At 58.2% G+C, this 23,236-nt stretch carries 14 protein-coding genes; 7 read left to right on the forward strand and 7 right to left on the reverse strand.

What is annotated here, in order from left to right:
- Nucleotides 1-344 precede the first annotated feature (344 nt).
- The 3 genes from allB to xdhB all read left to right on the forward strand — a co-directional run bounded on the left by allB (nt 345) and on the right by xdhB (nt 6,106).
- Nucleotides 345-1,625 (forward strand): allantoinase AllB, encoded by a 1,281-nt coding sequence (allB, locus tag ABIQ96_RS02305; RefSeq protein ID WP_348212923.1) that lies wholly within the window; start codon nt 345-347, stop codon nt 1,623-1,625.
- Between the two features lie 97 nt (nt 1,626-1,722).
- Complete coding sequence (gene allE / locus ABIQ96_RS02310; protein WP_348212924.1) at nt 1,723-2,460, forward strand: (S)-ureidoglycine aminohydrolase; 738 nt, start codon at nt 1,723-1,725, stop codon at nt 2,458-2,460.
- Nucleotides 2,441-6,106, forward strand: coding sequence for a xanthine dehydrogenase molybdopterin binding subunit (gene xdhB / locus ABIQ96_RS02315; protein ID WP_348212925.1), 3,666 nt, complete (start codon nt 2,441-2,443; stop codon nt 6,104-6,106). Before allE ends, xdhB begins: the two co-directional genes overlap by 20 nt.
- A gap of 325 nt (nt 6,107-6,431) precedes the next feature.
- On the opposite strand, the gene ABIQ96_RS02320 is transcribed toward xdhB, so the two are convergent.
- Nucleotides 6,432-6,659: a hypothetical protein gene (locus ABIQ96_RS02320; protein ID WP_348212926.1), complete on the reverse strand. Its 228-nt coding sequence runs from the start codon at nt 6,657-6,659 to the stop codon at nt 6,432-6,434.
- A gap of 684 nt (nt 6,660-7,343) precedes the next feature.
- Here ABIQ96_RS02320 and ABIQ96_RS02325 point away from each other — a divergent pair.
- From ABIQ96_RS02325 to ABIQ96_RS02340, 4 genes are all read left to right on the forward strand, one after another.
- Nucleotides 7,344-9,272, forward strand: coding sequence for a choice-of-anchor tandem repeat GloVer-containing protein (locus tag ABIQ96_RS02325; RefSeq protein WP_348212927.1), 1,929 nt, complete (start codon nt 7,344-7,346; stop codon nt 9,270-9,272).
- 212 nt (nt 9,273-9,484) lie between these two features.
- Entirely contained in the window at nt 9,485-9,694 is a 210-nt protein-coding gene (locus tag ABIQ96_RS02330; protein ID WP_348212928.1) for a DUF4870 domain-containing protein, read from the forward strand.
- Nucleotides 9,695-9,803: 109 nt separating this feature from the next.
- Nucleotides 9,804-11,249, forward strand: coding sequence for an SGNH/GDSL hydrolase family protein (locus ABIQ96_RS02335; protein WP_348212929.1), 1,446 nt, complete (start codon nt 9,804-9,806; stop codon nt 11,247-11,249).
- A gap of 126 nt (nt 11,250-11,375) precedes the next feature.
- A complete protein-coding gene (locus tag ABIQ96_RS02340; protein ID WP_348212930.1) occupies nt 11,376-13,586 on the forward strand; it encodes a nitrate reductase in 2,211 nt (736 codons plus the stop codon).
- 12 nt (nt 13,587-13,598) lie between these two features.
- On the opposite strand, the gene ABIQ96_RS02345 is transcribed toward ABIQ96_RS02340, so the two are convergent.
- The 6 genes from ABIQ96_RS02345 to ABIQ96_RS02370 all read right to left on the reverse strand — a co-directional run bounded on the left by ABIQ96_RS02345 (nt 13,599) and on the right by ABIQ96_RS02370 (nt 23,131).
- A complete protein-coding gene (locus ABIQ96_RS02345) occupies nt 13,599-14,510 on the reverse strand; it encodes a hypothetical protein (RefSeq protein ID WP_348212931.1) in 912 nt (303 codons plus the stop codon).
- Nucleotides 14,511-14,582: 72 nt separating this feature from the next.
- Nucleotides 14,583-15,932 (reverse strand): sigma-54 dependent transcriptional regulator, encoded by a 1,350-nt coding sequence (locus ABIQ96_RS02350; RefSeq protein ID WP_348212932.1) that lies wholly within the window; start codon nt 15,930-15,932, stop codon nt 14,583-14,585.
- 92 nt (nt 15,933-16,024) lie between these two features.
- A complete protein-coding gene (locus ABIQ96_RS02355; RefSeq protein WP_348212933.1) occupies nt 16,025-20,782 on the reverse strand; it encodes a GAF domain-containing protein in 4,758 nt (1,585 codons plus the stop codon).
- Nucleotides 20,779-21,231 carry a response regulator gene (locus tag ABIQ96_RS02360; RefSeq protein WP_348212934.1) on the reverse strand — a complete coding sequence of 151 codons (453 nt, stop codon included), beginning with the start codon at nt 21,229-21,231 and terminating at the stop codon, nt 20,779-20,781. Before ABIQ96_RS02360 ends, ABIQ96_RS02355 begins: the two co-directional genes overlap by 4 nt.
- The gene (locus tag ABIQ96_RS02365) at nt 21,188-22,351 is read right to left on the reverse strand and encodes a PAS domain S-box protein (protein ID WP_348212935.1); all 1,164 of its coding nucleotides are present in this window, start codon (nt 22,349-22,351) and stop codon (nt 21,188-21,190) included. The genes ABIQ96_RS02360 and ABIQ96_RS02365 overlap by 44 nt, the downstream gene beginning before the upstream one ends.
- Nucleotides 22,352-22,732: 381 nt before the next feature.
- The gene (locus ABIQ96_RS02370; RefSeq protein WP_348212936.1) at nt 22,733-23,131 is read right to left on the reverse strand and encodes a hypothetical protein; all 399 of its coding nucleotides are present in this window, start codon (nt 23,129-23,131) and stop codon (nt 22,733-22,735) included.
- Between the last annotated feature and the right edge of the window lie 105 nt (nt 23,132-23,236).

Raw genomic sequence — 23,236 nt, forward strand, 5'->3', positions numbered from 1 at the left:
GAGATTATCGGCAGAACTGCCCCTCGACCCGAGACACATCTGTCGCTGCAAACGAAAACGGAAATCCCTCAAGCAAAACGGCAACGGCTTCAGACCTTAAATTGACGCCAATGGGCAAACGGTCTAAGCGGCAAGACTTGGGCACGGCGACGAGTGAAGGCGAAAATCCGATGGATTGACTGGCAAATTCCGGCCCCACTTCTGGCTTGGAATGACCGACGGATTCGGTGCGCACCCTTTTGACAGGCAAGCCGAGTGCCTCTTAAAACTGTCCCCGACCTTGCAACCCGGCCCGCCATCTGCTCTTCTCATTCAATGGGATACATCATCAGATTTACCGCTCCATGAGTGATCACGATCTCGTCGTTCACAGCACCCACGGCGCGCTTGCGATCCGCGACGGGATCATCACCGACTCGGGGTCCTACACCTCGGGTTCCGCCCGCGAGGAAATCGATTTCGGCGATGCGTTGATCCTTCCCGGCTGGATCGACGCGCACGTTCATTTCAACGAACCCGGCCGCGCCGATTGGGAGGGTTTCGCCACCGGTTCGCGAGCCTTGGCGGCAGGCGGAGGCACCACGTTTTTCGACATGCCGCTGAACTCCAGCCCGCCGGTCATCACCCGCACCGCGTTCGAGGAGAAACGCCGCATCGGCGAGGAAAAATCCCGCCTCGATTTCGCGCTGTGGGCCGGTCTTACCCCCGACTCGCTCAACCACATGGAAGCGATGGCCGACGCCGGTGCGATCGGGTTCAAGGCGTTCATGTGCCCTTCCGGCCTCGACGAATTTCAATCCGCCAACCCATCCACGCTGCGAAAAGGCATGGAAATCGCCGCCCGCGTCGGACTTCCCGTCGCCGTCCACGCGGAAGACCCGGATGTCATTATTCAACACCAACTGACCTACCCGCCCGCTTCGAACGACATGCGGGCGTGGCTCGACTCGCGGCCGATCGAGGCCGAACTCTCCGCCATCCGCATCGCCATCGCGCTGGCGGGAGAAACCGGTTGCGACCTCCACATCGTCCACGTCACCTGCCCCGAAGGCATCGACCTAGTGACCGAAGCCAAGAAATGCGGCGTCCGCGTCACCGTCGAAACCTGCCCTCACTATCTTCTGCTCGATGATGAAAAGGCCATCGCCACCGGTCCCGCAGCGAAGTGCGCTCCGCCGATTCGATCAAAGGCCACCGTCGCCGCCATGTGGAAAAAACTCCTCGCCGGTGAAATCGACACCATCGGCTCCGATCACTCGCCGTCCCCCCCCGAGCTCAAGCAAGGCAGCGATATTTTCGCGATGTGGGGCGGCATCGCGGGAATCCAGCACGGCCTTCCGCTGGTGCTCAGCCAGGATCTGAAACCCGTTTTGCAGCTCGCTTGGAAGGTCGCGCATCGCTTCCATCTCCCGCAAAAAGGCTCGCTGCTGCCAGGGCAGGACGCGGATTTCATGGTCCTGAAAAAACAACCGCTCACCATCACCCGCGACCAGCTTCTCACGCGCCACGCAATTTCTCCCTACATCGGAATGACATCCGCTTATACTGTGGTCGCCACCTACCTGCGCGGCCAAAAAGTCACCACCGACACCCGCGGGAAATTCCTCAGCCCTCCAAGAGGTTGAGAGTCGATGGTTGAAAGTTGATAGACAGAACACAGACCCATTACAGAATTTCACTCTTCCATCCACGATCCCCGATCCCCTATCTCTCCCAAAACCCATGTCTCTCTTCGGCCACACCCGCACCATCGTCTCGGCACGCCACGCCCTCATCGCCCCGGACGGGCATGTGCCGTCCAGTTTCCCCGGCTGGAAAAACGCGACCGCTTACGTGCTGATTTCCCCCGCGATGGGAGCCGATCTCTCACAGATCCGCGTAACCTTCGATGTTGCTTCCGGTAAAGCGGTTTTCCCGTCGGACGAACACGAGCACGTGATCTACGTCGAAGCCGGAGAATGCGAAATCGAACTCGCCGACGAATCGATCTCTCTGACCGATGGCGGCTACATTTTTATTCCATGGCACACCTCGTTCAACATCACCGGCAACGATGAAACCCGAGTCACCCTTTTCCGGAAGATTTTCGAGTTCCAAGACGGCATCGAGCCTCCACCGCTGGTTTTCGGCACCGCGTCCGGCATCCCCGGCGAGCCGTTCCTCGGCAATCCCCGCGCGCTGCTGCAGACGCTGTTGCCGATCGATCCGCGCTACGACATGGCGGTGAACATTTTCACCTATCAGCCCGGTGCCACGCTGCCGTTTGTCGAGACGCACATCATGGAGCACGGGCTGCTGATGCTTTCCGGTCAGGGGGTTTATCGACTGGAAGAAAGCTACTACCCGGTCACCGCCGGCGACGTGATCTGGATGGCTCCCTATTGTCCGCAATGGTTCGTCGCCATGGGTGACGAACCCGCCAGCTACCTTTACTACAAAGATGTCCACCGCCTCCCCTAACATCATCGTCATCAACGGCGCGCCGGTGGACGTCTCCGGGGTTCCGGTCCACCAAAGCATCCTCGACTTCCTGCGAAACAGCGGCCGCACCGGATCGAAGATCGGCTGCAACGAGGGCGATTGCGGAGCCTGCACGTTGTTGCTGATGGAAAAGGATCGCACGCCGCGTGCGATCAACGGATGTTTGGCGCTCGTCGCGTCATTGGTCGGTCGCGAAATCATCACCGCCGAGGGGCTGGAACGCGAGGGCACCCTGCACCCGGTTCAAAAGGCGATGGTCGATTGCAATGGCTCGCAATGCGGCTACTGCACGCCCGGATTCATCTGTTCGATGGCGGAAGCTTATCATGGAGAAACCAAACCGGATCGCGAGCAAATCGCCGATCAGCTCTGCGGAAATCTCTGCCGCTGCACCGGTTATCGACCGATCCGCGAGGCGATGCTTCAGGCACTTGAAGAACCCGCCGCTGTTCTCCCCGCACCCTCCGATATTCCACCCGCGCCATCAAATTCAGGCGGCTGGTATCGGCCAACCACCATGGCGGAAGCGCTGTCCATCAAATCGCAAAATCCGGAAGCCCAGTTCATCGCCGGAGCCACCGAACTCGCAGTGCTGATGAACAAGCGCCACACGCGCTACTCCACGCTGATCTCGCTGGATCAGATCGAGGCTCTGCATCTCATTTCAAAAACTGACAACTACTGGCAGATCGGCGCGGCATCCCCTCTCACCGACATCGGAGAAAAACTCGCCGGTGAATACCCGGCGCTCGATCAAATGCTCCGGCTCTTCGCCTCGAAGCAGATCCGCCACCGCGCCACGCTCGGGGGAAACCTCGTCACAGCCTCCCCCATCGGCGACACTCCGCCCGTCCTGTTAGCACTCGATGCCTCGGTTGTGCTCGCCTCGCTCACCGGCGAAAGGATCGTCCCGCTCTGCGAGTTTTTCACCAGCTATCGCAAGACGGTGCTGCGCGATGACGAGATCATGACCTCCGTTTTGATTCCGCTGGCAGTGCAAGGACGTTGCGAGTTTTTCAAAGTATCCAAACGCCGCGAAATGGACATTTCCACCGTTTCCGCCGCGTTCCGGATTGTCACCGACGCCAAGGGGAAAATCACCGAAGCCCGCCTCGCTTACGGCGGTGTTGCCGCTACACCAGCCCGCGCGCTCAAGACAGAAGCCGCATTGATCGGCAAACCGCTCAAGGCGACTTCGGCGATTCTGGATCTGTTGGAGAGCGAATTCTCTCCGCTCACCGATCTGCGTGGCTCGGCGGAATATCGCCGCGTGCTCATCAAGGATCTCTTCCGGAAATTCATCGCCGGAAACAACGCCCGCGTGCTTCCGCCGTTCGGTGAGTCGCGTTTCCCAAGCCATTCGGAAAATGATATGCCGCATGAGAGCGCCATCGGCCACGTTACCGGTCGGGCGCTTTACGTCGATGACACCGCGCTTCGCCGGGGTGCTCTCAGCGTCTGGCCGGTGCGATCCATCCATGCGCACGCCAAGCTGCTGCGCGTCGATGTTTTCAAAGCCCTCGCCGCTCCCGGCATCCAAACGATTCTAACTGCCGCCGATATTCCCGGTCTCAACAACACCGGCCCGGCCCGCCATGACGAGCCGCTTTTCGCCACGGATGAGATTCTGTTCCACGGCCAGCTCATCGCCGCCGTCATCGGGGAATCGCTCGAAGCCTGCCGCCTTGCTGCGGAGCTCATTGAAATAGAATACGCCTCGCTCGCTCCAATCCTCGGCATCGAGCAAGCCATCACGGAAAACTCCTTCCACACGGATCCGCACTTCCTGGTCCGTGGCGAAATCGAAACCGCGCTATCAGAAAGCCCGCATGTTTTGGAAGGCTCGCTCCACATCGGCGGCCAGGATCATTTCTATCTGGAAACACAGGCCGCTTGGGCCGAGCCCGATGGCGAGGGCGGCGTGCATGTTTCCAGCTCCACCCAGCATCCGTCGGAGGTGCAGACCATCGTCGCGGAAATTCTCGGACTTCACAAACACCGTATCGTAGTCGAGGCACCTCGCATGGGCGGCGGATTCGGCGGCAAGGAAACTCAGGGAAATGCCTGGGCTGCTATTTGCGCTTTGGCCGCTCTCAAAACCGGCAAGACCGTGGGCATACAGCTCGACCGCGATCACGACATGGAGTCCACCGGCAAGCGGCATCCGTTTTTTGCAAAATACAAGGTCGGCTATCATCCGGATGGAAAACTCCACGCCGCGGACATCCAGCTCTACTCCGATGGCGGCTGGTCGCTCGATCTATCACTTCCCGTCAACGACCGCGGCCTGTTCCATCTCGACAACGCCTACTACATTCCCCACGTCCGTTTCCGCGGGCAGGTTGCGAAAACCCACGTCACCTCGCACACCGCCTTCCGCGGATTCGGTGGACCGCAGGGCATGGTGGTGATCGAGGAAATCATTGGGCGCATCGCCGCCGCGCTCGAGCTGCTGCCGGAGGATGTCCGCCGTCTGAATTTCTATCAGGGAAGCGGCGAGACCAACACCACGCACTATGGCGAGGAAATCGAAGGCAACCGCCTCGCACGGATCTGGAGCGAGCTGTTGGAGTCGTCCGAATTCGTCAACCGTCGGGCCACGCTCAAGTCGTGGAATGACAGCCACCCGCACCGCAAGCGCGGCATCGCCATCACCCCGGTGAAATTCGGTATCAGCTTCACGCTCAAACATTACAACCAGGCTGGCGCTCTCGTTCTGATTTACGCCGACGGCTCGGTGCAGGTGAACCACGGCGGCACCGAGATGGGCCAAGGCCTGCATACCAAGATTCTGGGAGTTGCCATGCGCGAACTCGGTCTGCCCGCCGCCAGCATCCGGCTGATGCATACCCGCACCGACAAGGTGCCTAACACATCCGCCACCGCCGCGAGTTCCGGCTCCGACCTCAACGGCATGGCCGTGGCCGACGCCTGCCGCCAGCTCCGCAAACGCCTGATCCCGCTAGCCGCCGAACTCCTCGAATGCCCGCCTGCCGACATCCGCTTCGGCAATGGCAACGTCCACTCGCTTGCCGGCCAATCGATCACTTTCGAAAAACTAACCGCCACCGCCTACATCCGCCGCATCCAGCTCTCCGCCGCCGGATTCTACGCCACTCCGGATCTCGAATGGGATTGGGCCGTGGGCAAGGGCAAGCCGTTCCACTACTTCGCCTTCGGCGCGGCTGTTAGCGAGGTCGAGATCGACGGCTTCACCGGCATGCACCGCGTCCGCCGCGTCGATATCCTCCATGACGTCGGCGACTCGCTGAACCCTGCCATCGACCGCGGCCAGATCGAAGGCGGCTTCGTCCAAGGCATGGGCTGGCTCACGTCCGAAGAATTGAAATGGGATGAAAAGGGCAAGCTCCTCACCCACAGCGCCAGCACGTACGCCATCCCCGCCTTCAGCGACGCCCCGCCGGACTTCCGTGTCACGCTCCTCGAAGATGCCAAGCAACCCAACACCATTCACGGCAGCAAGGCCGTCGGCGAACCGCCGCTGATGCTCGCCATTTCCGTTAGGGAAGCCATCCGCGACGCGTTGGGAGCCTTTGAAATCGAAAAGGATTTCCTCCTGCCGTCGCCCTGCACTGGGGAAACGGTGAAGGGCGTGATCCATTGAACCCGGTTTCTGCGGAGATCCGGGCCTCACGGAACGCTGGCTTTCACTGGCAGCTCTATCCAGGTTCAGACCAAGCAAAGTTTCCTCACCACCATTTCCAAGCTGATTGAGGAGAAGGACCTCCCGGCTCTGATGATCGGCGGTCATGCGGTGACAGCCCTCGGCCATCCTCGCGCGACTTTCGATTTGGGATCTGTTGATTCCCCGGTCTTCCGCAGGAAAATGGAAAACCGAGCTTCTCAAACTGCGCTACCGGATCTCCGCCGAGTCCGCGAATTTCCATCAGTTTGAAGCTCCTCTCGAACTGCCCCTGCCCCCACTCTACCTAATGTTCGTGGATGACGATGTTTTCAAAACTCTGGAGCTCACGAAAACCGATTTGAAGCCCATCGCCACACCCGGAGTCGTGGCGATGATCGCCCTCAAACTTCACGCGATCCACCAGCCCGCCCGCGACAACATTGAAAAGGACTGGTCCGATGTCCTCGCCCTCGTCAAAGCGCACCAGCTCTCTCTGGACGATCCGGATTTTTCCGCTACCATCCTCAAGCATGGAGGAGAGACACCATCCAACGCATCCAAGCCGCGATCCTTGGCGGAAATTGACTTCCCCACCAGGCGACGGCCCGAAGCCCCATGCTCCCCGCTTTCTCGATCCGCGGGAGGTCGAGAAGCACTTCGCACCGCTCCTCAAAAACCGTCCCAGCCCCGAGCAACGTTGGGCGCAGAAATCCGGATCTTCCCCGTTCCCCGGTCTCTAGATTGTCTGCTACTTGGGGCTGTCTCACCAACGTGAAGTGAGTGCCTCCCCTCCGCACCAAACCTATTCATTGGGAAAAAAAGTCCGCCAGCCACGTGTCACGTCTGTTCCGAAACATAGTATCTGAACAGGCTGCAAACGGCGAGAGGCAGAAGGAGGATTTTTTCCATGGAATCAGGTTGGTGCCAGATCATCTCCCCTAACGGATGTGTGCAAGGCAATACGCCGGATGGGCTGGAACGCCTGGTGGATGCATCATGCCTGCTGTTTTAAACGATGCGGGGGCAAGGGGGCGGTGGCTAGGGATCGGGAAAAAGGAGAGCATGATTCTTCAATGGCCACCGGCCTCTGGTTTCGAAAATTGCCTCCCATGGAACAAATATCTCGACTTGGGCGACACTATTGAATTACAGGGTAATTACATTGCATTCACTCACCTGTTGGATGATCGTTCTGAAATCAAAACCCTCCCCGACCATGAACTCGACGATTGTCCTCTCTTTTTCCCTTGTTCGACGCCTGAGTCTCAGCCTGATCGCCTGCCATTTCACGGTTCAGGCGATGCTGGCGAGCCCTGTTTTCGAACCCCTGCAAGCCTACGATGGCCCCACCCTGCGGCGGGAGTCGAAGCTCTTCCAAGCCGCCGACGGAAGTTTGTATGGAGTCACCGTCAGCGGCGGCGCGACCAATTTCGGAACCCTCTTCAAGCTGGCTCCCGATCGCACCTTGACGGTTCTGGAAAATCTGAGCCTGGGCACGATCTGGAATGCACGGTCTCCCTTGACGCAAGGGCCTGAGAGCGATCTCTACGGAACATCGGGCAATGGCGGGACGAACAATGCGGGGACGATTTTCAGATTAGCGACGAAAGACGGCACCCGCACCACGCTTCACCATTTCAACCGCACAGATGGCTATTTCCCGGTGGGATCCTTGGTGAAAGCGGACAATGGCTACTACTACGGAGTCACCAGCGGCGGTGGCACGGGCGACCTGGGCACCGTCTTCCGCATGTCTCCTAACGGCTCCATCACCACCCTGCAAAGTCTGAACTATAGCACCGGTTATTACCCCAAGGCGGGACTCACCAACATGTCCGGCACTCAATTTTTGGGAACCGCCACTTATGGAGGAGCAAACAATTATGGCTCCATTTTCAAGATCGACTCGCTCGGCGCGTTGAGTGTTCTGGTCAACTTCACCGGGAACAACGGTGCCTATCCCACATCCGAGCTCGTCAAAGGGGGCGAGGCAGCCGGAGGAAATTACTACGGCACGACGGACGGCGGAGGTGCCTATGGCGACGGAACCGCCTTCGTGATGACACCCTCCGGCCAACTAACAACCCTTTACAGTTTCAAGGATGGACTGGGACCAAAATATGCCCAACCCGGTCTCGCGCTCGGACCGGATGGAAATTTCTATTCAGTCACTAACGAAGATGGGAGTGGGAAATCGGGAACCGTTTATCGGATGACTCCCGGCGGCGTAATCTCTGTCATCGTCAACTTCAATGGTGCCAATGGCTCCTATCCGGATGCCCCGCTGGCCGTGGGAATCGATGGAAACCTCTATGGTGCCACCTCCGCGGACGGGACCACCAGCGGAGGAAAGCGCGTCAAGGGCGGGCAGATTTTCCGCATCCGCTTCGGCCCGGGTGCCGTGACCAAGGAGGCCGGCACCATTCTCACCACCTCTTGTTCTATCAAGGGATTGTTCAACCCCGGCCAGTTCACCACCAACTACTGGTTTCAATACGGCACCAGTCCGACGCTCGCCAACAGCACCACGTTCGCGAAACGCAGCGTGTCTGGAAACAATCGTGACAACACCTTCTCCGCCAAATTGAGCGGACTGAAACCCGGCACCACCTATTACTATCGCGCCGTCGCCAGCAATGCGGAAAACCCGTTCCCGCAAACGGGCCTGATCTTGAGTTTCACCACCCTACCGGCATCCACGCCGGCCGCTGATCTCTGGCGAATCCAGTATTTCAACCAAAGCCCAAACACCGGCAACGCGGCCGACAATGCCGATCCGGATCAGGACAACGTCCCCAATCTTCTGGAGCGCGCTTTCAACCTCTCCCCCATCCAGTCCGACACCTCGATCGTGGTAGCGGACACCGGCATCACCGGCCTGCCCAACATCCGGGCCACCGGTGATGCCGGAAACCTTCGGCTCAGGATCGAATACCTCCGCCGCACGGCGTCCTCGAATGCCGGTCTCGATTATCTCCCCCAAAGCTGCAATGAATTGGGCTCCGAGGATGACTGGACTCCGCTGATCGGCCCCGAAACCGTAACTCCGATCAATGCCGACTGGGAACGCGTGGTCATCGAGGAAGAAGCCGGCGGCAATCAGCCGCAACATTTCGGCCGGTTGAAAATCTCAACCCAGCCTTGATTGGCGGGAGGTTGTTTCAAATCAATTGAAACTTGGCGAAACGGCGAAAATCCTGCAACTTGACGTCATGGAAGAAATTCCGCCATCCCCTGTACCCCCGGTCGCCAGTGACGAAAAGCTGTGGATCATTCTGTGCCACCTCTCGCTCCTGCTGGGTGTCGGATTCATCCTGCCGCTGATCGTGTATTTGGTGAAAAAGCAGGATTTCCCCCGTGACGGCGGAGCATGCCAAGGAAGCGCTCAATTTCCACCTCAGCGTCTATCTGTATGGGATCATTTCGTTTTTCCTCTGCTTCATTTTGATTGGTATCCCGATGCTGATCATTCTCGGACTTGCCTCGGTCGTGTTCGCCATCGTGGCCTGCATCAAGGCATCCGATGGGTTGTTTTACCGGTATCCGTTGACGATCCGGCTCATTTGATGGGCATCCCCACGCGGGAATCGGGGCATTCCACCGGTTCAAGCTTCTGCCTCCGCACGCAATGGCGGTATTGACCGGGATTGGATTCCGCTGCAAATTATGGGTCGCCATGAAAGCCCACTCCCCCCTGCTTCTCGCGCTGGCCCTGTCCTGCACCAGCGTTTCCGCCACCGAGCAAATCGTCACGCTCGGTGATTCACTGACCTTCGCTTATGAAGCGGAGTTTTGTTTTTCGCAAAACGTCGTCCCCTTTGGCCCGATCGGCGATGGGTTCCCGCTCACGGTACAGAACTGGATCGAGATCTTGAGTAAACCGGCGTATCGCGGCTCCTCCTTCGGCCTGGGCACCCCCGACAATGTGACCGTCACCGCACCGGGCAACCCGCCCTTCAGCCTGTATTTCCGCCAGAGCCAGAACTGGGCGATTCCCGGACTGAAAATTGACGGCCTGAGACGCTTCATTACCGGTGATCCAACGGCCACCTTCACCAGTTTGATGGGCGCGGACTCGGATTTTTCTACCTTGGGTTCGCTCCTCACCTATTCCGACTTCAACAATGCCACGGATTTCAACGTCACGGATTTGCAAAACCAGATCCAGGGGACGGCGCAGCGCTTGACGATTTGCATCGGCGGCAATGACATCAAAGAAATCTACGGAACTGTCTATAACGGCGGCTCGGCCGGAACCTTCGTCGCGGATTTCATGGCAGACATGGTGGCAATCCTTGATCGCGTGCAAACGCTCAATCCCAACATCCAGATCGTGGTGGTGAACGTCCCGCACGTGGGAATCACACCGAAGGTCAACGTCGCGTTCCCCTACCATCCGACTAACACCGAACGGGTATCCGTTGTACTCCGCGATTTGAACAGCCAGCTCTCTGCTCTGGCGGAGACAAGGCACATTGGCTACGCCGACATTTATACTCCGACCCTTCCAATGCTCGACGGAGTGACCAAACTTTGCATTCACGGCATCCAGTATAACAACACTGTCACCAATAGCGGAGGCTTTGGCCCCGTCTGGCTCAGCGGCCCCATTAGCAGCGGATTCCATCCGAACACCAACGCCCAGACGGTAATCGCAAACCAAGTCATCCATGCGTTCAACAAACGCTATCACTCGGGACTCCCCCCGCTGACAGCAACGGAAATGCTCATCAGCTTGTCGAACAAAACATTGTCGGATATCGACATGCCCTTCGCCACGTGGATGAATAAGTATGGATTGAACGGACTTCCAGCATCGAACGATGCGGATGGTGATGGAATCCCGGCGGGAACGGAATTTGCGATGGGGCTGAATCCCTTGCTCAATGACGCTGACTTGGTCAATACCGGCATCGTGGCCGGCGCATTGGATTTTTCCTATCCGATCCGCCTGCCGAGTTCCGCGATGTTTACCCTGGTGCCGGAGTCGTCCACCACGCTGACAGCTCCATTCACGCCCTTCGCAGTGGTGCCGACGACGGGAGCAGACGGGCTTGCTCACGCGCGGTTGACGCTCGGAGCCACTCCGAAATTTCTCCGCGTTAAAGCGACGATTCCTTGATCCGAAAGTGGAGATTAGCGGATTTCATCCGCTCCATGAGTCGTCTCCCGGTGTGGGGTGGGTTTGTGCGTGGGTTCTCGCACGGGGCGTGCTAACCTGCGTGCGGAGTCCCTTGATTTTCTTTCCATGCTTTCCCGATTTCTCAAACAGCATACCGGTCCCCTTACCCGCGATCTGGTGCAGGAGCCCGGTCATTTCGGGTTGGGGAAAGTCCCGTCGCGGCTGATGCCGAGTTCGACGACGACGTCGATATGCGGGTATTGCGCGACCGGCTGCCAACTGAAAATCCACCTCGATGAGAACGGCAACGCGATCAACCTCAGCCCCCAAGCGGGCTACCCGGTAAATCTGGGAATGGCCTGCCCGAAAGGCTGGCAGGCGCTCGATCCACTGGATTCTCCCGACCGCGCGACGATGCCGCTGCTGCGGGACGAGTCGGGTAAACTGGTGGAAACGGATTGGACGACGGCGATGGATGTTTTCACCGACCGCTTCAAGAAAATCCAAGCCGAGCACGGGCGCGAGTCGGTCGCATTTCTATCCACCGGGCAGATTCCCTTCGAAGAGATGGCTTTTCTCGGGTGTCTTTTCAAATTTGGAATGGGTTTCCTGCATTGCGACGCGAACACGCGGCAATGCATGGCGACGGCGGTGACGGCGTACAAGCAATCGTTCGGCTTCGACGCGCCGCCGGCGACGTATGCGGATTTCGAGGAGTCCGACGTGATCGTGCTGATCGGTGCCAACCTGTGCATCGCCCACCCGATCTTGTGGCAGCGGGTGATGCGGAATCCGCGCAATCCGAAAATCATCGTCATCGATCCACGGGCGACGGAAACCGCACAGGCGGCGACGCAGCATGTGTCGCTGAAACCCAAGGGCGATCTGGCACTGCTCTACGCGCTGGCCCACTGCGTCCTGCGGGATGGCAGGGTGGACGCTGAATCGTTGGCGCGAACCGAGGGCATCGAGGCGTTCGCGGATTTTCTCAAGGACTATTCGCCCGCGGCGATGGCGGAGAAGACGGGCCTAACGGTCGAGGCGATCGAAGCGTTGGCGCTTGCGGTTTCAGAGCCGGGCAAACGGGTTTCCTGGTGGTGGACGATGGGCGTGAACCAATCGCACGAAGGGGTTAGAACCGCGCAGGCGATCATCAATCTCTGCCTGATGACCGGCAACATCGGCAAGCCGGGTACGGGGCCGAACTCGATCACCGGCCAGTGCAACGCGATGGGCTCGCGCTTGTTTTCCAACACGACGTCACTCGTCGGCGGGCACGATTTCTCCGACTCCGCGCACCGCGAAAAGGTGGCCAGCCTGTTGGAGATCCCGCTGGAAACGATTCCTTCCGACTATTCGATGGCCTACGACGAAATTCTAGCAGCGGCGGAATCCGGAAAAATCAAAGGGCTCTGGATCGTGGCGACCAACCCATTTCACTCATGGATCGACTCCGGCCGCCTCGCCGCGCTGCGCGAGAAACTGGAATTCCTCGTGGTGCAGGACATGTACCACACCACAGAAAGCGCGCAGGCCGCCGACCTCGTCCTGCCTGCCGCCGGTTGGGGCGAGAAGGATGGCTGCTTCATCAACTCGGAACGCCGCATCGGCACGCTCAAGACAGTCCGGAAAGCACCCGGGCAGGCTCTCTCCGACTTCCGGATTTTCCGGCTGATCGCCCATGCCTGGGGCTGCGATGAGATGTTCGCAAAGTGGACAAATCCTGAAGCCGCTTTCAAACTGTTGCGGAATTTAACGAAGGATCGGCCCTGCGACATCACCGGCATCGAAGACTACGAAATGATCGACCGGATGGGCGGGATCCAGTGGCCGTTTTCCGAAGGAATGGGCGATCCGAATCCCATCATTTCCAACCTCCGGTCGCGGCGATTGTTCGAGGACGGCATCTATTACACGCCGAGTGGCAAGGCGAAGTTCCTGTTCTCACCGCCCGCAGCGATGCCCGAACCACCGGATTTCGAGTTTCCCTTCCTCATGCTGACCGGACGCGGCACCAGCAGCCAGTGGCACACCCAGACGCGTACCGCCAAGTCCGACATCCTGAAAAAACTCTATCCGGAAAACGTCTATCTGGAAATCCATCCTGCCGACGCCCGCCAATACCGGCTCAAGGAAGGCGACGCCGTGACCGTCCGCTCCCGCCGCGGCGAACTGACGGCCGCCGTCTATCTGGCCCCGACCGTCCAGCGGGGACAAATTTTCATCCCGATGCACTATCCGGAAGTGAACAAGCTCACGCACTCCGCCTTCGACCCGCACTCGCGGCAGCCGAATTACAAGGCGTGTGCCGTGGCATTGGTGAGGGCGGGACGTTAGAATCCCGGTTTCCTACAAACTTCCCCGCAATGCGGCAATCTGTGATCGAAGCGTGGAAATTTCCCGACGCTTGTTTGAGATATCCCCCCGCATGACGCCCGCCCTGCTGAGCGTCTTTTTATTCTCGTCAGGAATCGAACGATTCAGCTGATGGATATCATCTTCTAGCGCGCCGACGCGGGCCTCCTTCTGGCCGATGGCACGCATGACATTGTTCCTGCGCACCCGTTCTTCCTCGACGCGCTGCTGTTCAGTCTCCTGATCGACAATTCTATCAGTCATGGCGACCGCAGCCTCGAGCTCCGCGCGTGCATTGATTTCCGAAGCCAAGGCCTGTTCCTTTTGTTCCCGATCAAATTGGAAGCGAGTCTTCATTTCTTCCGGAAGCTCTTCAAAGGGAATGCGCTTGAAGCCGTCATCATGCCGGATTTCGATACCAACGGCCGTCACTCCACGGATGCTGACGTTGGTGTAAACGCCTCCGGAAGAGGTCTCCAGTTTCGCAAGGGTTTCTCCCTTCGCCCGTCCCCGGACATAGGCCCGGTATTGATCCTTGTAGGCGTCGAACACTTCAGTTTCACGGGAAACGACTTCCGTCCCCAGCTCGATCGCATTCCCGAGACTTGCGATCTTTTCAAGCTGCCATCGGCTTTCCCGCTTCATCCGGGCCAGTTCCTTTTCGTCGGAAACGCGCACCCGGGCCTGTTCGAGTCGCCTGCTGTGATCCTCCCGCATGGCTTGGTAGTTTTCGATTTCCGTGGCCTGATGCGCGATCACTTTCTCGATCGACCAATTGCCACCTTGAAACCCCTCGTCGAATGCGAACATGAACAAAAGGGAGAAACCCAGGATCACAAACAGAGCCATCAGCGTGCCAATCAGTCCCGGCCCCCGGTAACTCAACATCAAATCGGTAAACGCCATGGATGGAGCCTATCAACGAGGTTCCATGCTGTAAACCTACTTGGTTGTTTCTAGCACTTTTTGTGAAAAATGTTATTTCAATCCGTGCCGGCCTAGCAGGTTGTATACGGAGCGTTCGGAGATGCCGAGTTCGCGGGCGGTTTTCGCCTTGTTTTTACCGGTGCGGAGGTAGGTCTGGATGAAGGCGTCGCGCTCGACCTCCTGGAGGGTGAGGCCGCGGCCGCTCGGGGCAACGCTGTCGCGTTTTCCGTCCAACAGTATCAGGAAATCATCGGCTTGGAGCAGCGGTTTCTCGGCGAAGGCGGTGACGCGTTCGAGGACGTTTTCCAGCTGGCGGACATTTCCCGGCCAATCGAAATCGTGGAGGGCTTCCTTGGCACCAGGTGATAGATCCCAACCTTCCGAGCCGCGGCGGGCGGCGATTTGTTTGAGGATGGTGCTGGTGATGGCGCCGATGTCCTCCCGCCTCTCGCGCAGTGCGGGGATGCGGAGTTCGATGATATTCAGCCGATAGTAGAGGTCCTCACGGAAGGAGCCCTCCTCGACACGGCGACGGAGATCGACATTGGTGGCGGCGATGACGCGGGCATCGGTCTTCAAGAGCTTGCTGCCGCCGACGCGGAAGAATTCGCGGTCTTGGAGGACGTTGAGGAGCTTGGGCTGCAGGCCCGATGGCAGGTCGCCGATTTCATCGAGGAAGATGGTGCCTTTCGACGCTTGTTCGAAACGACCCGCGCGCGAAGCGGTGGCCCCGGTGAAGGCACCGCGTTCGTGGCCGAAAAGCTCGGATTCCAAAAGTTCACGCGGCAATGCCGGGCAACTGACGGTGATGAATTCCTCGGCAACCCGAGGGCTGAGACGGTGGATTTCCCGGGCAAAAAAGGATTTTCCAGTACCGCTCTCGCCGGTGAGGAGAATGTTGGAATCGAGGCGGGCGGCCTTGGCCATGTGCCCGAGCAGTTGGCGAAGGTGGGGATTGTCGCTGTGGAGGGCGACCTTGGAGATGATTTTCTTCCGTTCCCAAGTAGGCTCCGGGGATTTCTTGCGAGTGAGGCGGGCTTGGCGGAGGAGGTCGAAGAGACGTTTGAGTTCGAAGGGCTTGGTCAGGTAATCGTCGGCTCCGGCGCGAAGGGCTTGGACGGCGGTCTCGGCATCGTTGAAGCCGGTGAGCATGATCACGGGGAGGTCAGGAGATTTTTCCCGAATTTTCACGAGAGTCTGGAGACCGTTCATGCCCGGAAGGCCGTGATCGAGGATGACCGCTTCGATGCCGGAATCGAGTTTCTGCAAGGCTTCCAGACCGGAAACCGCGGCGGTGGGACGCCATCCCAGATCCTGGGCCGCAATGACGAGCAGGCGTTGGATGGTTTCGTCGTCGTCAACGATCAGCAGATTCGGGGTAATGACAGGGGTGATGGGCATCAGGATTCAAAAATCAAAAAATTGGCGTCAGCGGTTTTCGCGGTTTGAGGAGGGCTGTGCAAGTTTGAATCCCCGAGCGCCGGGCTAACTGCTCAACCGACAGCCACTTCGTCACCGGTCACCTGTTTTAGACACTTGAGCAGGACTTCTGCTGTATACGGCTTTTGTAAAAAGTTCGCGGCTCCCTTGCCGACGGCGCTGACAAGATCCTTGTTGGCGTTGATTCCGCTGGTGGCGATGATTTTAACGAGGGGATTGATTTCCATGAGGAGTTCGATGGTGGCGAGTCCGTCCATAACGGGCATCATCATGTCGGTAAGGACGACGTGGATGTCAAACTGGTGCGCGGAATAGATCGAGATCGCCTCGTCGCCATTGGAGGCGAGCAGGACTCGATATCCGAAGGCCTCCAACGTCTGGCGGGTGATTTCACGGATGGATTCCTCGTCGTCAACGACCAGCACGGTCTCGCCACTGCCTTGGGGAAGGGCGGGTCTTTCGAGGTTGGGAAGGTTTCTGGAGATTTCCGGGTAGGCGGGCAGGTAAATCCGGAATCGACTCCCCTCGCCCGGTTTGCTGAAGGCGCGGATGAAACCTCCGTGACTCTTGATAATGGCCAGCGAGGTGGACAGTCCGAGCCCGGTGCCTTTGCCGACGGATTTGGTGGTGAAAAACGGGTCGAAAATCCGGTCCATGATGTTTGCTGGAATGCCGACGCCGGAATCCTCGACCTGGATAAAAACGTGCGGACCTTTCTCGGCTTCGAGGTTCATGGCGGCAAAGGTTTCGTCGATTTCGACATTGCCAGCGGTGATAATGATTTTCCCACCGTCCTCGACGGCATCGCGGGCGTTGACGCAGAGGTTGAGGATGACCTGGTGGAGCTGGGTGGGATCGCCGTGGATGACCCACAGTTCGCGGGAGGCTGTTACTTCGAGCTCGATTTTCCGCAGGAAAGTATCCCGCATGATGCTCTCGATTTCCCGGATGATCTGGAGCGGATGGACTTCCACGTGGCGGCCTTCCATGCCGCGGGCAAAGGAAAGGACCTGCCCGACCATGTCGGCACCGCGTTTGGCGCTGCTGGCGATGGTATCTAGCAGCTCACCGGACCTCGCATCGGTCACGCGCATCTTGAGGAGCTCGATGGCCATGGAAATGGGCGCGAGGATGTTGTTCAAGTCATGCGCGATGCCACCGGCGAGGGTTCCGATGCTTTCAATGCGTTGCGCGCGGAGGAACTGTTGTTCGAGTTTACGCTGCTCGGTGATGTCGGTGTTGAGGGCGAAGACGCTTTCCGGATTGCCCTGATCATCGCGGACGAGAGTCCAGCGGCCTTCGATGGTGAGTTCCTGACCGGCGCTGTCGACCTGCATGATTTCACCCATCCACTCGCCGTGGAGCAGAGTGTGTTCGTGGGCTTTCCGGAACGCGGCGGCATCCTGATAGAGCACGTCGAGCACACAGCGACCGAGGACCTCCTCGGCCGGCCAGCCGTAAATCCGCTCGGCGCTTTTGTTCCAATAAGTAATCTTGTTGTCGAGATTGCGGACAAGGATGGCGTCCTGGGCCTTGTCGAGCAGCGACGCCTGTTCGCGGATGCGCGCGTCCGCCTGCTGGCGGTCCAGTTCGGAGGCGGCGCGAGTGGCGAAAATCCGGAGGGTGGATTTCACCAGCGAGGTTTCCTTCAACGGACTGGCGAAAAACACCACCATGATCCCCGCGACACTGCCGTCCCGCTGGAAAAGCGGAATACCCGCGTAAGCCTCGATACCAAAAAGCACCAGAAGATGATCGTCGGGAAACAGCTTCTGGATTCCGCTTTCAAAAACACAGATGTCGCCACCCGCGACGCTTTCGCACGGAGTGCCGTCGAGGCCGTAGCTGACGTTGTCCATCGGTTTTCCATCAAAAAAGAACGAGATGGTATCGATCGAGTTTCCGACGGAATTGTATCTTCCTATCAGTCCGCCGAGGGCATCCATCGCCTCGACCATGTTGCGGGTGAGCAGATCGAAAAACTCCGAACCCATGCCGCTGGACACGGCCTGAGCCACCTTGATGACGACGTCCTGGGTGCGTTGCCGTTCCTGACGACTGCGGATGTTCTCGATGCCGAAAGCGAGGTCGTTGGCCATCTGCCGGAGCATTTTCATTTCATCACCACTGGCCGGATGGAGCTCCCCACTGAGGAGGCTGACGGCTCCGAAGGCGCGGTCTTTGTTACGCAGCGGCAGAGTCACCACACTGCGGAATCCGCGTTTCAAGGCGGCTTCAGCCCAACTTGCAAACGATGGATCGCTTTCCAAATCCCCGACGAGTATCGCCTCTCCGCCACGGATGGCCTTGCCAGCAGGACCTCTGCCGGACGGGCGATCCTCCGCCCAGGAAACCTCGATTTCCGATAGATATCCGAGTTCCCGACCCGCATGGGCCACCGGGACGACGCTCCGATTTTCATCGTCCATCGCATAGCCGACCCATGCCATCTGATAGCCGCCGATTTCCACGGCGAGGCGGCAGGCCTCGGTGAGAAGCGCCATCTCGGAAGTGGCGCGGACCAGCATCTCGTTGCACGAACTGAGCATCAGCAGAGCACGATGGGAACGGGTGAGTTCAAGCTCGGCGGCCTTCTGGCTTGTTAGATCCGTCATCCCGCCCACCATGCGGATCGCCTGGCCCCCGGCATCGCGCAGGATCTGCCCGCGATCCCTGACATGAGCAACGGAGCCGCTGTTGCTGATGAAGCGGTATTCATCGGTCCAGTGAGTATCCCCCTTTCCGATGGCGGCATAAATGCCTCGCACCACCCGGTCGCGGTCCTCATGATGGATCTGACGGATCCACACACGGATGCTGGCTTCGGAATCGGCGGCGGACCCGCCATAGAGATTCGCGAAACCGTCGTACCACCAGAAGGCGTCCGTTTCGAGATTCCAATCCCAGATGGTATCGTTGGTGGCCGCGGCTACCGATTGGAAACGCTGGTGACTCTGAAGCACCTCCTGCTGGGCACACGCGCGCTCGTTGCTTTCGATGGCGAGTGAAATAAGATTCGCAATGGCGATGGCGAAGGTTTTCTCGTCCGAGGTCCAGTGACGCATCGGGCCGCAGTGCTCGTTGCAAAGCAGGTAACTCGTCTCGTTGCCAAAACGGATAGGCACATCGAGCATCGATGTGATTCCGTTGGGAATCAGATAGCTTCCGGAAAACTCGCATGTGCCCGGATCGGTGAGGGCGTCGTCCGCGGCGATGAGGTCCAGACGGTTGAGGATGTCGAAATAATTCGGATAGTTTTCCACCGCGAGCCGGACACCCGCGGAATGTTCCTCACCCGCCAAGACGAATTGATCGAGACATTCGATGAATTTCCGATCTTCGGTGTATTTCCAGATGCTGACCCTCGCGACATCAAGTGTCCGGGCGGATGCCTCGGTAATTCGCCTCAGGGCACTCGGGAAATCCCGGCTGTTCGAAGACGAGTTCCCATTGAGCGAAATGAGGGCGTTGCGCTGTTCGAGATAGCGGAGTTCGTTGGAGCGCGTTGTTTCCTCGGCCTGCTCAGCCTGCTTGCGGTCGGTAATGTCCTGAAACGCTCCTTGAATGCGGTTGATGAACCCTTGTTCATCGCGGATCGCTTCACCGATGGAGCGCACCCAGATCCGTCGGCCGTTCGCAGTGTTGATTTGCAGTTCCTCGTCAAAGGGGATTCCTTCCACCCGGCATTTTTCAAAAACCTCGGTGATTTTGTCGCGCCATTCCGGAGCGTAAAAACGAAGGGCTTGAGGCAGATTCGGAACCGTTCCCACGGGCATTTCGTGAATGGCACAAATCTGATCCGACCACGTGATCCGGTTTTCGGGAAAATCAACGGTCCATCCGCCAATGCGCGCTGCGTCGCTGGCGATGCGGAAAAGCGTCTCACTTTGGTGCAATTTCTCCGCCGCACGTCCGCGTTCGATCGCAAGGCTGACAAGCTTGCTGGCAGATTCCACCCAGTGGATTTCCTCGGAGGTGGGAGAATGGATGGTTTGGTGATAGACACTCATTGTCCCCAACACCCGGCGGTCCGATGAGAAAACCGGAATCGACCAACAGGCACGAAAACCGCAACTCTCGGCGATTTCGCTCACCGAAGCCCAATAGGGATGCGTGGATATATCCTCGATGATCGTGGTTTCCCCAAGCGCGGCCGCGGTCCCGCACGCGCCCATGCCCACTTCGACCGGAACGGAGTCCAGCAACTCCAGAAAAGCGGCCGGCATGCTCGGACCCGCGCCAAGATTCAGGTGCGTGCCTTCGGAATTCACCAGCATGATGGTGCATTGCACCTTCCCCGAGGAAAGGAGTTCCACGCGCTCAATGATTCGCTCCAGAATCACTGTCAGTGACTCACGATTGAGGATCATTTCCAAAACCTCGGTCTGACCAATGGAGAAACTGTCGATCAAGCGCTTTTGGCGACGGGTCTCGGCCTCGCGGATTTCCCGCTCCACAGCCACTCCAAGGCGGATCAGATTCTCTTTCAGAATGTAATCGGTGGCACCGTTCCGCATCGCTTCCACAGCGACGGATTCACCGATGGTGCCGGAGACGATGATGAGCGGGATATCGATGTCGCACTCGCGCAAGATTTCCAAGGCTTCGATGGCCCCGAAACCCGGCATCGCGTAATCACAGAGGATGATCTCATACGGGGAGGCCTGGAGCGCCGTTCGGAATTGCCCCCCCGTCATCACCCGAGTGCAGTCGATTTCAAATCCCTGCCGTTCCAAGGCGTTCAAGACCAACAATGCGTCGTCGTCATAATCCTCCGCCAACAGCAGGCGCAACGTTTTCGGTCCTTTCATAAAATCAAACTTGGATCCGGTGGAGCTTCATTCAACAGCAGCCAGTAAAGCCCGAGTTGGCGGGTGGCTTCGACGAACATTTCGAAGTTCACCGGCTTGCGGACATAGCTGTTGCAGCCCAACGAGTAGCTTTCAATCAAATCCTTGTCCTCCTTGGAAGATGTCAGAATGACGACGGGCAACATCCGGGTGCGCTCGTGGCTACGGATTTTCTGCAGAACCTCCAGCCCGTTCACCTTTGGCAGCTTGAGGTCGAGGAGGATGATCGCGGGCAGTGTTTTCCGTTTGATGGACGATCCCGGGCTATCTCCGAACAGAAACTCAAGCGCTTCCTCTCCGTCCCGGGCGACAACAACTTCGTTAAGAATGTTGTTTTTCTCCAAGGCCATCAAGGTGAGTTCCTCATCATCCGGATTGTCTTCCACTAACAGAATAATCTTGTTGTTCATGGGGGATTTCTACGACCTTCGCTCCTAGCGTAAATTCGAAGGTCGCGCCATGATTAATCACACTTTTCGCACAAACCTCCCCGCCATGGCGGCGGACGATGCGTTGGACGGTCGCCAATCCGATTCCTGTTCCGGGAAATTCCAACTGGCTGTGCAGTCGTTGAAAAGCACCGAAAAGCTTGTGGCCGTAGCGCTCGTCGAATCCCACCCCGTTGTCTTTCACAAAATGCCAGGTCGTTCCGTCGTCGCGCCGCCGGCTCCCGATTTCGATGACCGCAGCGAGGGTTTTCGAGGTGAATTTCCAAGCATTACCTATCAGATTATCCAACAGGACTTCCAGCAGCGCCGGATCGGCCCACACCAAAATGTCCGGCTCGATCCTCAGCTCGACGCTTCGCAGCGGATTCTCAGCCCGCAACCCGGCCCCCACGGCCTCCGCCACCTGGCTCAGGTTGACCGGCTCGACGCGCATTTCAGCCCGGGTGAGACGCGAGAGCTTGATGAGGTCGTCGATCAGCAGCCCCATGCGCTCCGCCGCATTCTTCACCCGCTGGAGGTAACCGGCGCTCGTCGCATCCAAGCTATCGCCGGCACGCTCCTCGAGGGCTTGGGCAAATCCTGAAATTCCACGCAAAGGTGCCCGCAGGTCGTGGGAAACCGAGTAGCTGAATGACTCAAGCTCACGGTTCAATTCACCCAGCATGACTGTCTGCCGGAGGAGTTCTCCGTTCAACTGGAGGATCGCCAGTTCGTCGTTCTTCTTGGCCGTCACATCCCGGGCGACTGCATAAAGAATCCCCTTTTCGTTGAACGGCTGGGTGCTCCATGCCAGCCATTTCCACGAACCGTCCCGACATCGGTAACGGTTTTCAAAATGGATGGACGGCAAACCAGACCCCAGTTTCTCCATTTCCGCATGTGTCTTGGCGATGTCGTCCGGATGAACAAGGTCCACAAACGGCTTGGCCAGAAGCTCCGCCATGGTGTAGCCGAGCGTCTGGCTGAACGCCGGATTGACCCTTTTGAAATGACCATCCATTCCGGCGATGCACAGGAGATCGGAAGACAAGGCGAAAAACCGCTCGTAATCCTCTTGGAATTGCCCCGTGTCAGTCGTCATCTTTGGAAATCGGATTTTCAGACTTTGGAGAAGCCAATCGATATCTCAACCGATCCTTCCCCTCGTTATCACCAGATCCAGAAACTCAAAAGCCAGCCTGTCGACGGAATCTTCCTTGGAAGACTGACTCATTCGACAGACTGGCTAGTTGAACGGGACCGAAGTCCCCTGTTTTTCTCCCCCCGGAGAACGCCTTCTATTTTGCATGGCGCGTGCCAAGCCGTGCCCCCCTGCCGCAAAAGGCTCATTACAAGCGGATTAAAATATTCATGCATATTTAAGGAATCCAAATTAACCAAAATTCCCTGCAATCGTTGCAGGATCACCAAAATCACCCGCAGGATTTGCAGGATTATCACCTCCGCAATTAACGCGATTCATTCACCTCCGTTCCGTCCATTCGCGGCGCGCGTAGCGACAGTCGACTCTCGCCGCCAAGTCTGCGGGATCCGGCTGGGCGGTGAAAACCTCCCATTTCTGCGACAACAGCGAGGCGAAATTCTCGGATCGCTTCCTGGAAATCAGCGGATTGCCACCTGAAATCGCGACCGACCCTTGATGCAATAAACCGGATTTCGACCGGCGCTGGCCCGCTCCCGCCAGTTTGTAGCCATTCACCCCGAGCAAATCATGCCCCACCGGATTCTCGAAGCAAAGACCCGCGCCGGTTTCTTCACACCCTTCACTCATTCGAGACACAATCCCTTCTTCATCAAGCAATTGGTTTAATATTTCATGAACAATCCGATAACTCTCCGCACCCCGTAATTTCGCCAGCATCTCCCTTTGGGGCGCTACCAGAGTGTAAGTCCAATCCGCCCGATGATCCACAATTCCGCCACCTGTCCACCGTCTCACCAGATTCAACTCGGGAAACGACAGCCG

This window comes from Luteolibacter sp. (genome assembly GCF_039920825.1).
In the GTDB taxonomy this organism is placed as follows: domain Bacteria; phylum Verrucomicrobiota; class Verrucomicrobiia; order Verrucomicrobiales; family Akkermansiaceae; genus Luteolibacter.

Bases quoted from the DNA above. Each gene is read 5' to 3' on its own strand.
- allB (WP_348212923.1), top strand. From the start codon at position 345: ATGAGTGATCACGATCTCGTCGTTCACAGCACCCACGGCGCGCTTGCG.
- allE (WP_348212924.1), top strand. From the start codon at position 1,723: ATGTCTCTCTTCGGCCACACCCGCACCATCGTCTCGGCACGCCACGCC.
- xdhB (WP_348212925.1), top strand. From the start codon at position 2,441: ATGTCCACCGCCTCCCCTAACATCATCGTCATCAACGGCGCGCCGGTG.
- ABIQ96_RS02320 (WP_348212926.1), bottom strand. From the start codon at position 6,659: ATGCTTGAGGATGGTAGCGGAAAAATCCGGATCGTCCAGAGAGAGCTG.
- ABIQ96_RS02325 (WP_348212927.1), top strand. From the start codon at position 7,344: ATGAACTCGACGATTGTCCTCTCTTTTTCCCTTGTTCGACGCCTGAGT.
- ABIQ96_RS02335 (WP_348212929.1), top strand. From the start codon at position 9,804: ATGAAAGCCCACTCCCCCCTGCTTCTCGCGCTGGCCCTGTCCTGCACC.
- ABIQ96_RS02340 (WP_348212930.1), top strand. From the start codon at position 11,376: ATGCTTTCCCGATTTCTCAAACAGCATACCGGTCCCCTTACCCGCGAT.
- ABIQ96_RS02345 (WP_348212931.1), bottom strand. From the start codon at position 14,510: ATGGCGTTTACCGATTTGATGTTGAGTTACCGGGGGCCGGGACTGATT.
- ABIQ96_RS02350 (WP_348212932.1), bottom strand. From the start codon at position 15,932: ATGCCCATCACCCCTGTCATTACCCCGAATCTGCTGATCGTTGACGAC.
- ABIQ96_RS02355 (WP_348212933.1), bottom strand. From the start codon at position 20,782: ATGAAAGGACCGAAAACGTTGCGCCTGCTGTTGGCGGAGGATTATGAC.
- ABIQ96_RS02360 (WP_348212934.1), bottom strand. From the start codon at position 21,231: ATGAACAACAAGATTATTCTGTTAGTGGAAGACAATCCGGATGATGAG.
- ABIQ96_RS02365 (WP_348212935.1), bottom strand. From the start codon at position 22,351: ATGACGACTGACACGGGGCAATTCCAAGAGGATTACGAGCGGTTTTTC.
- ABIQ96_RS02370 (WP_348212936.1), bottom strand. From the start codon at position 23,131: ATGCTGGCGAAATTACGGGGTGCGGAGAGTTATCGGATTGTTCATGAA.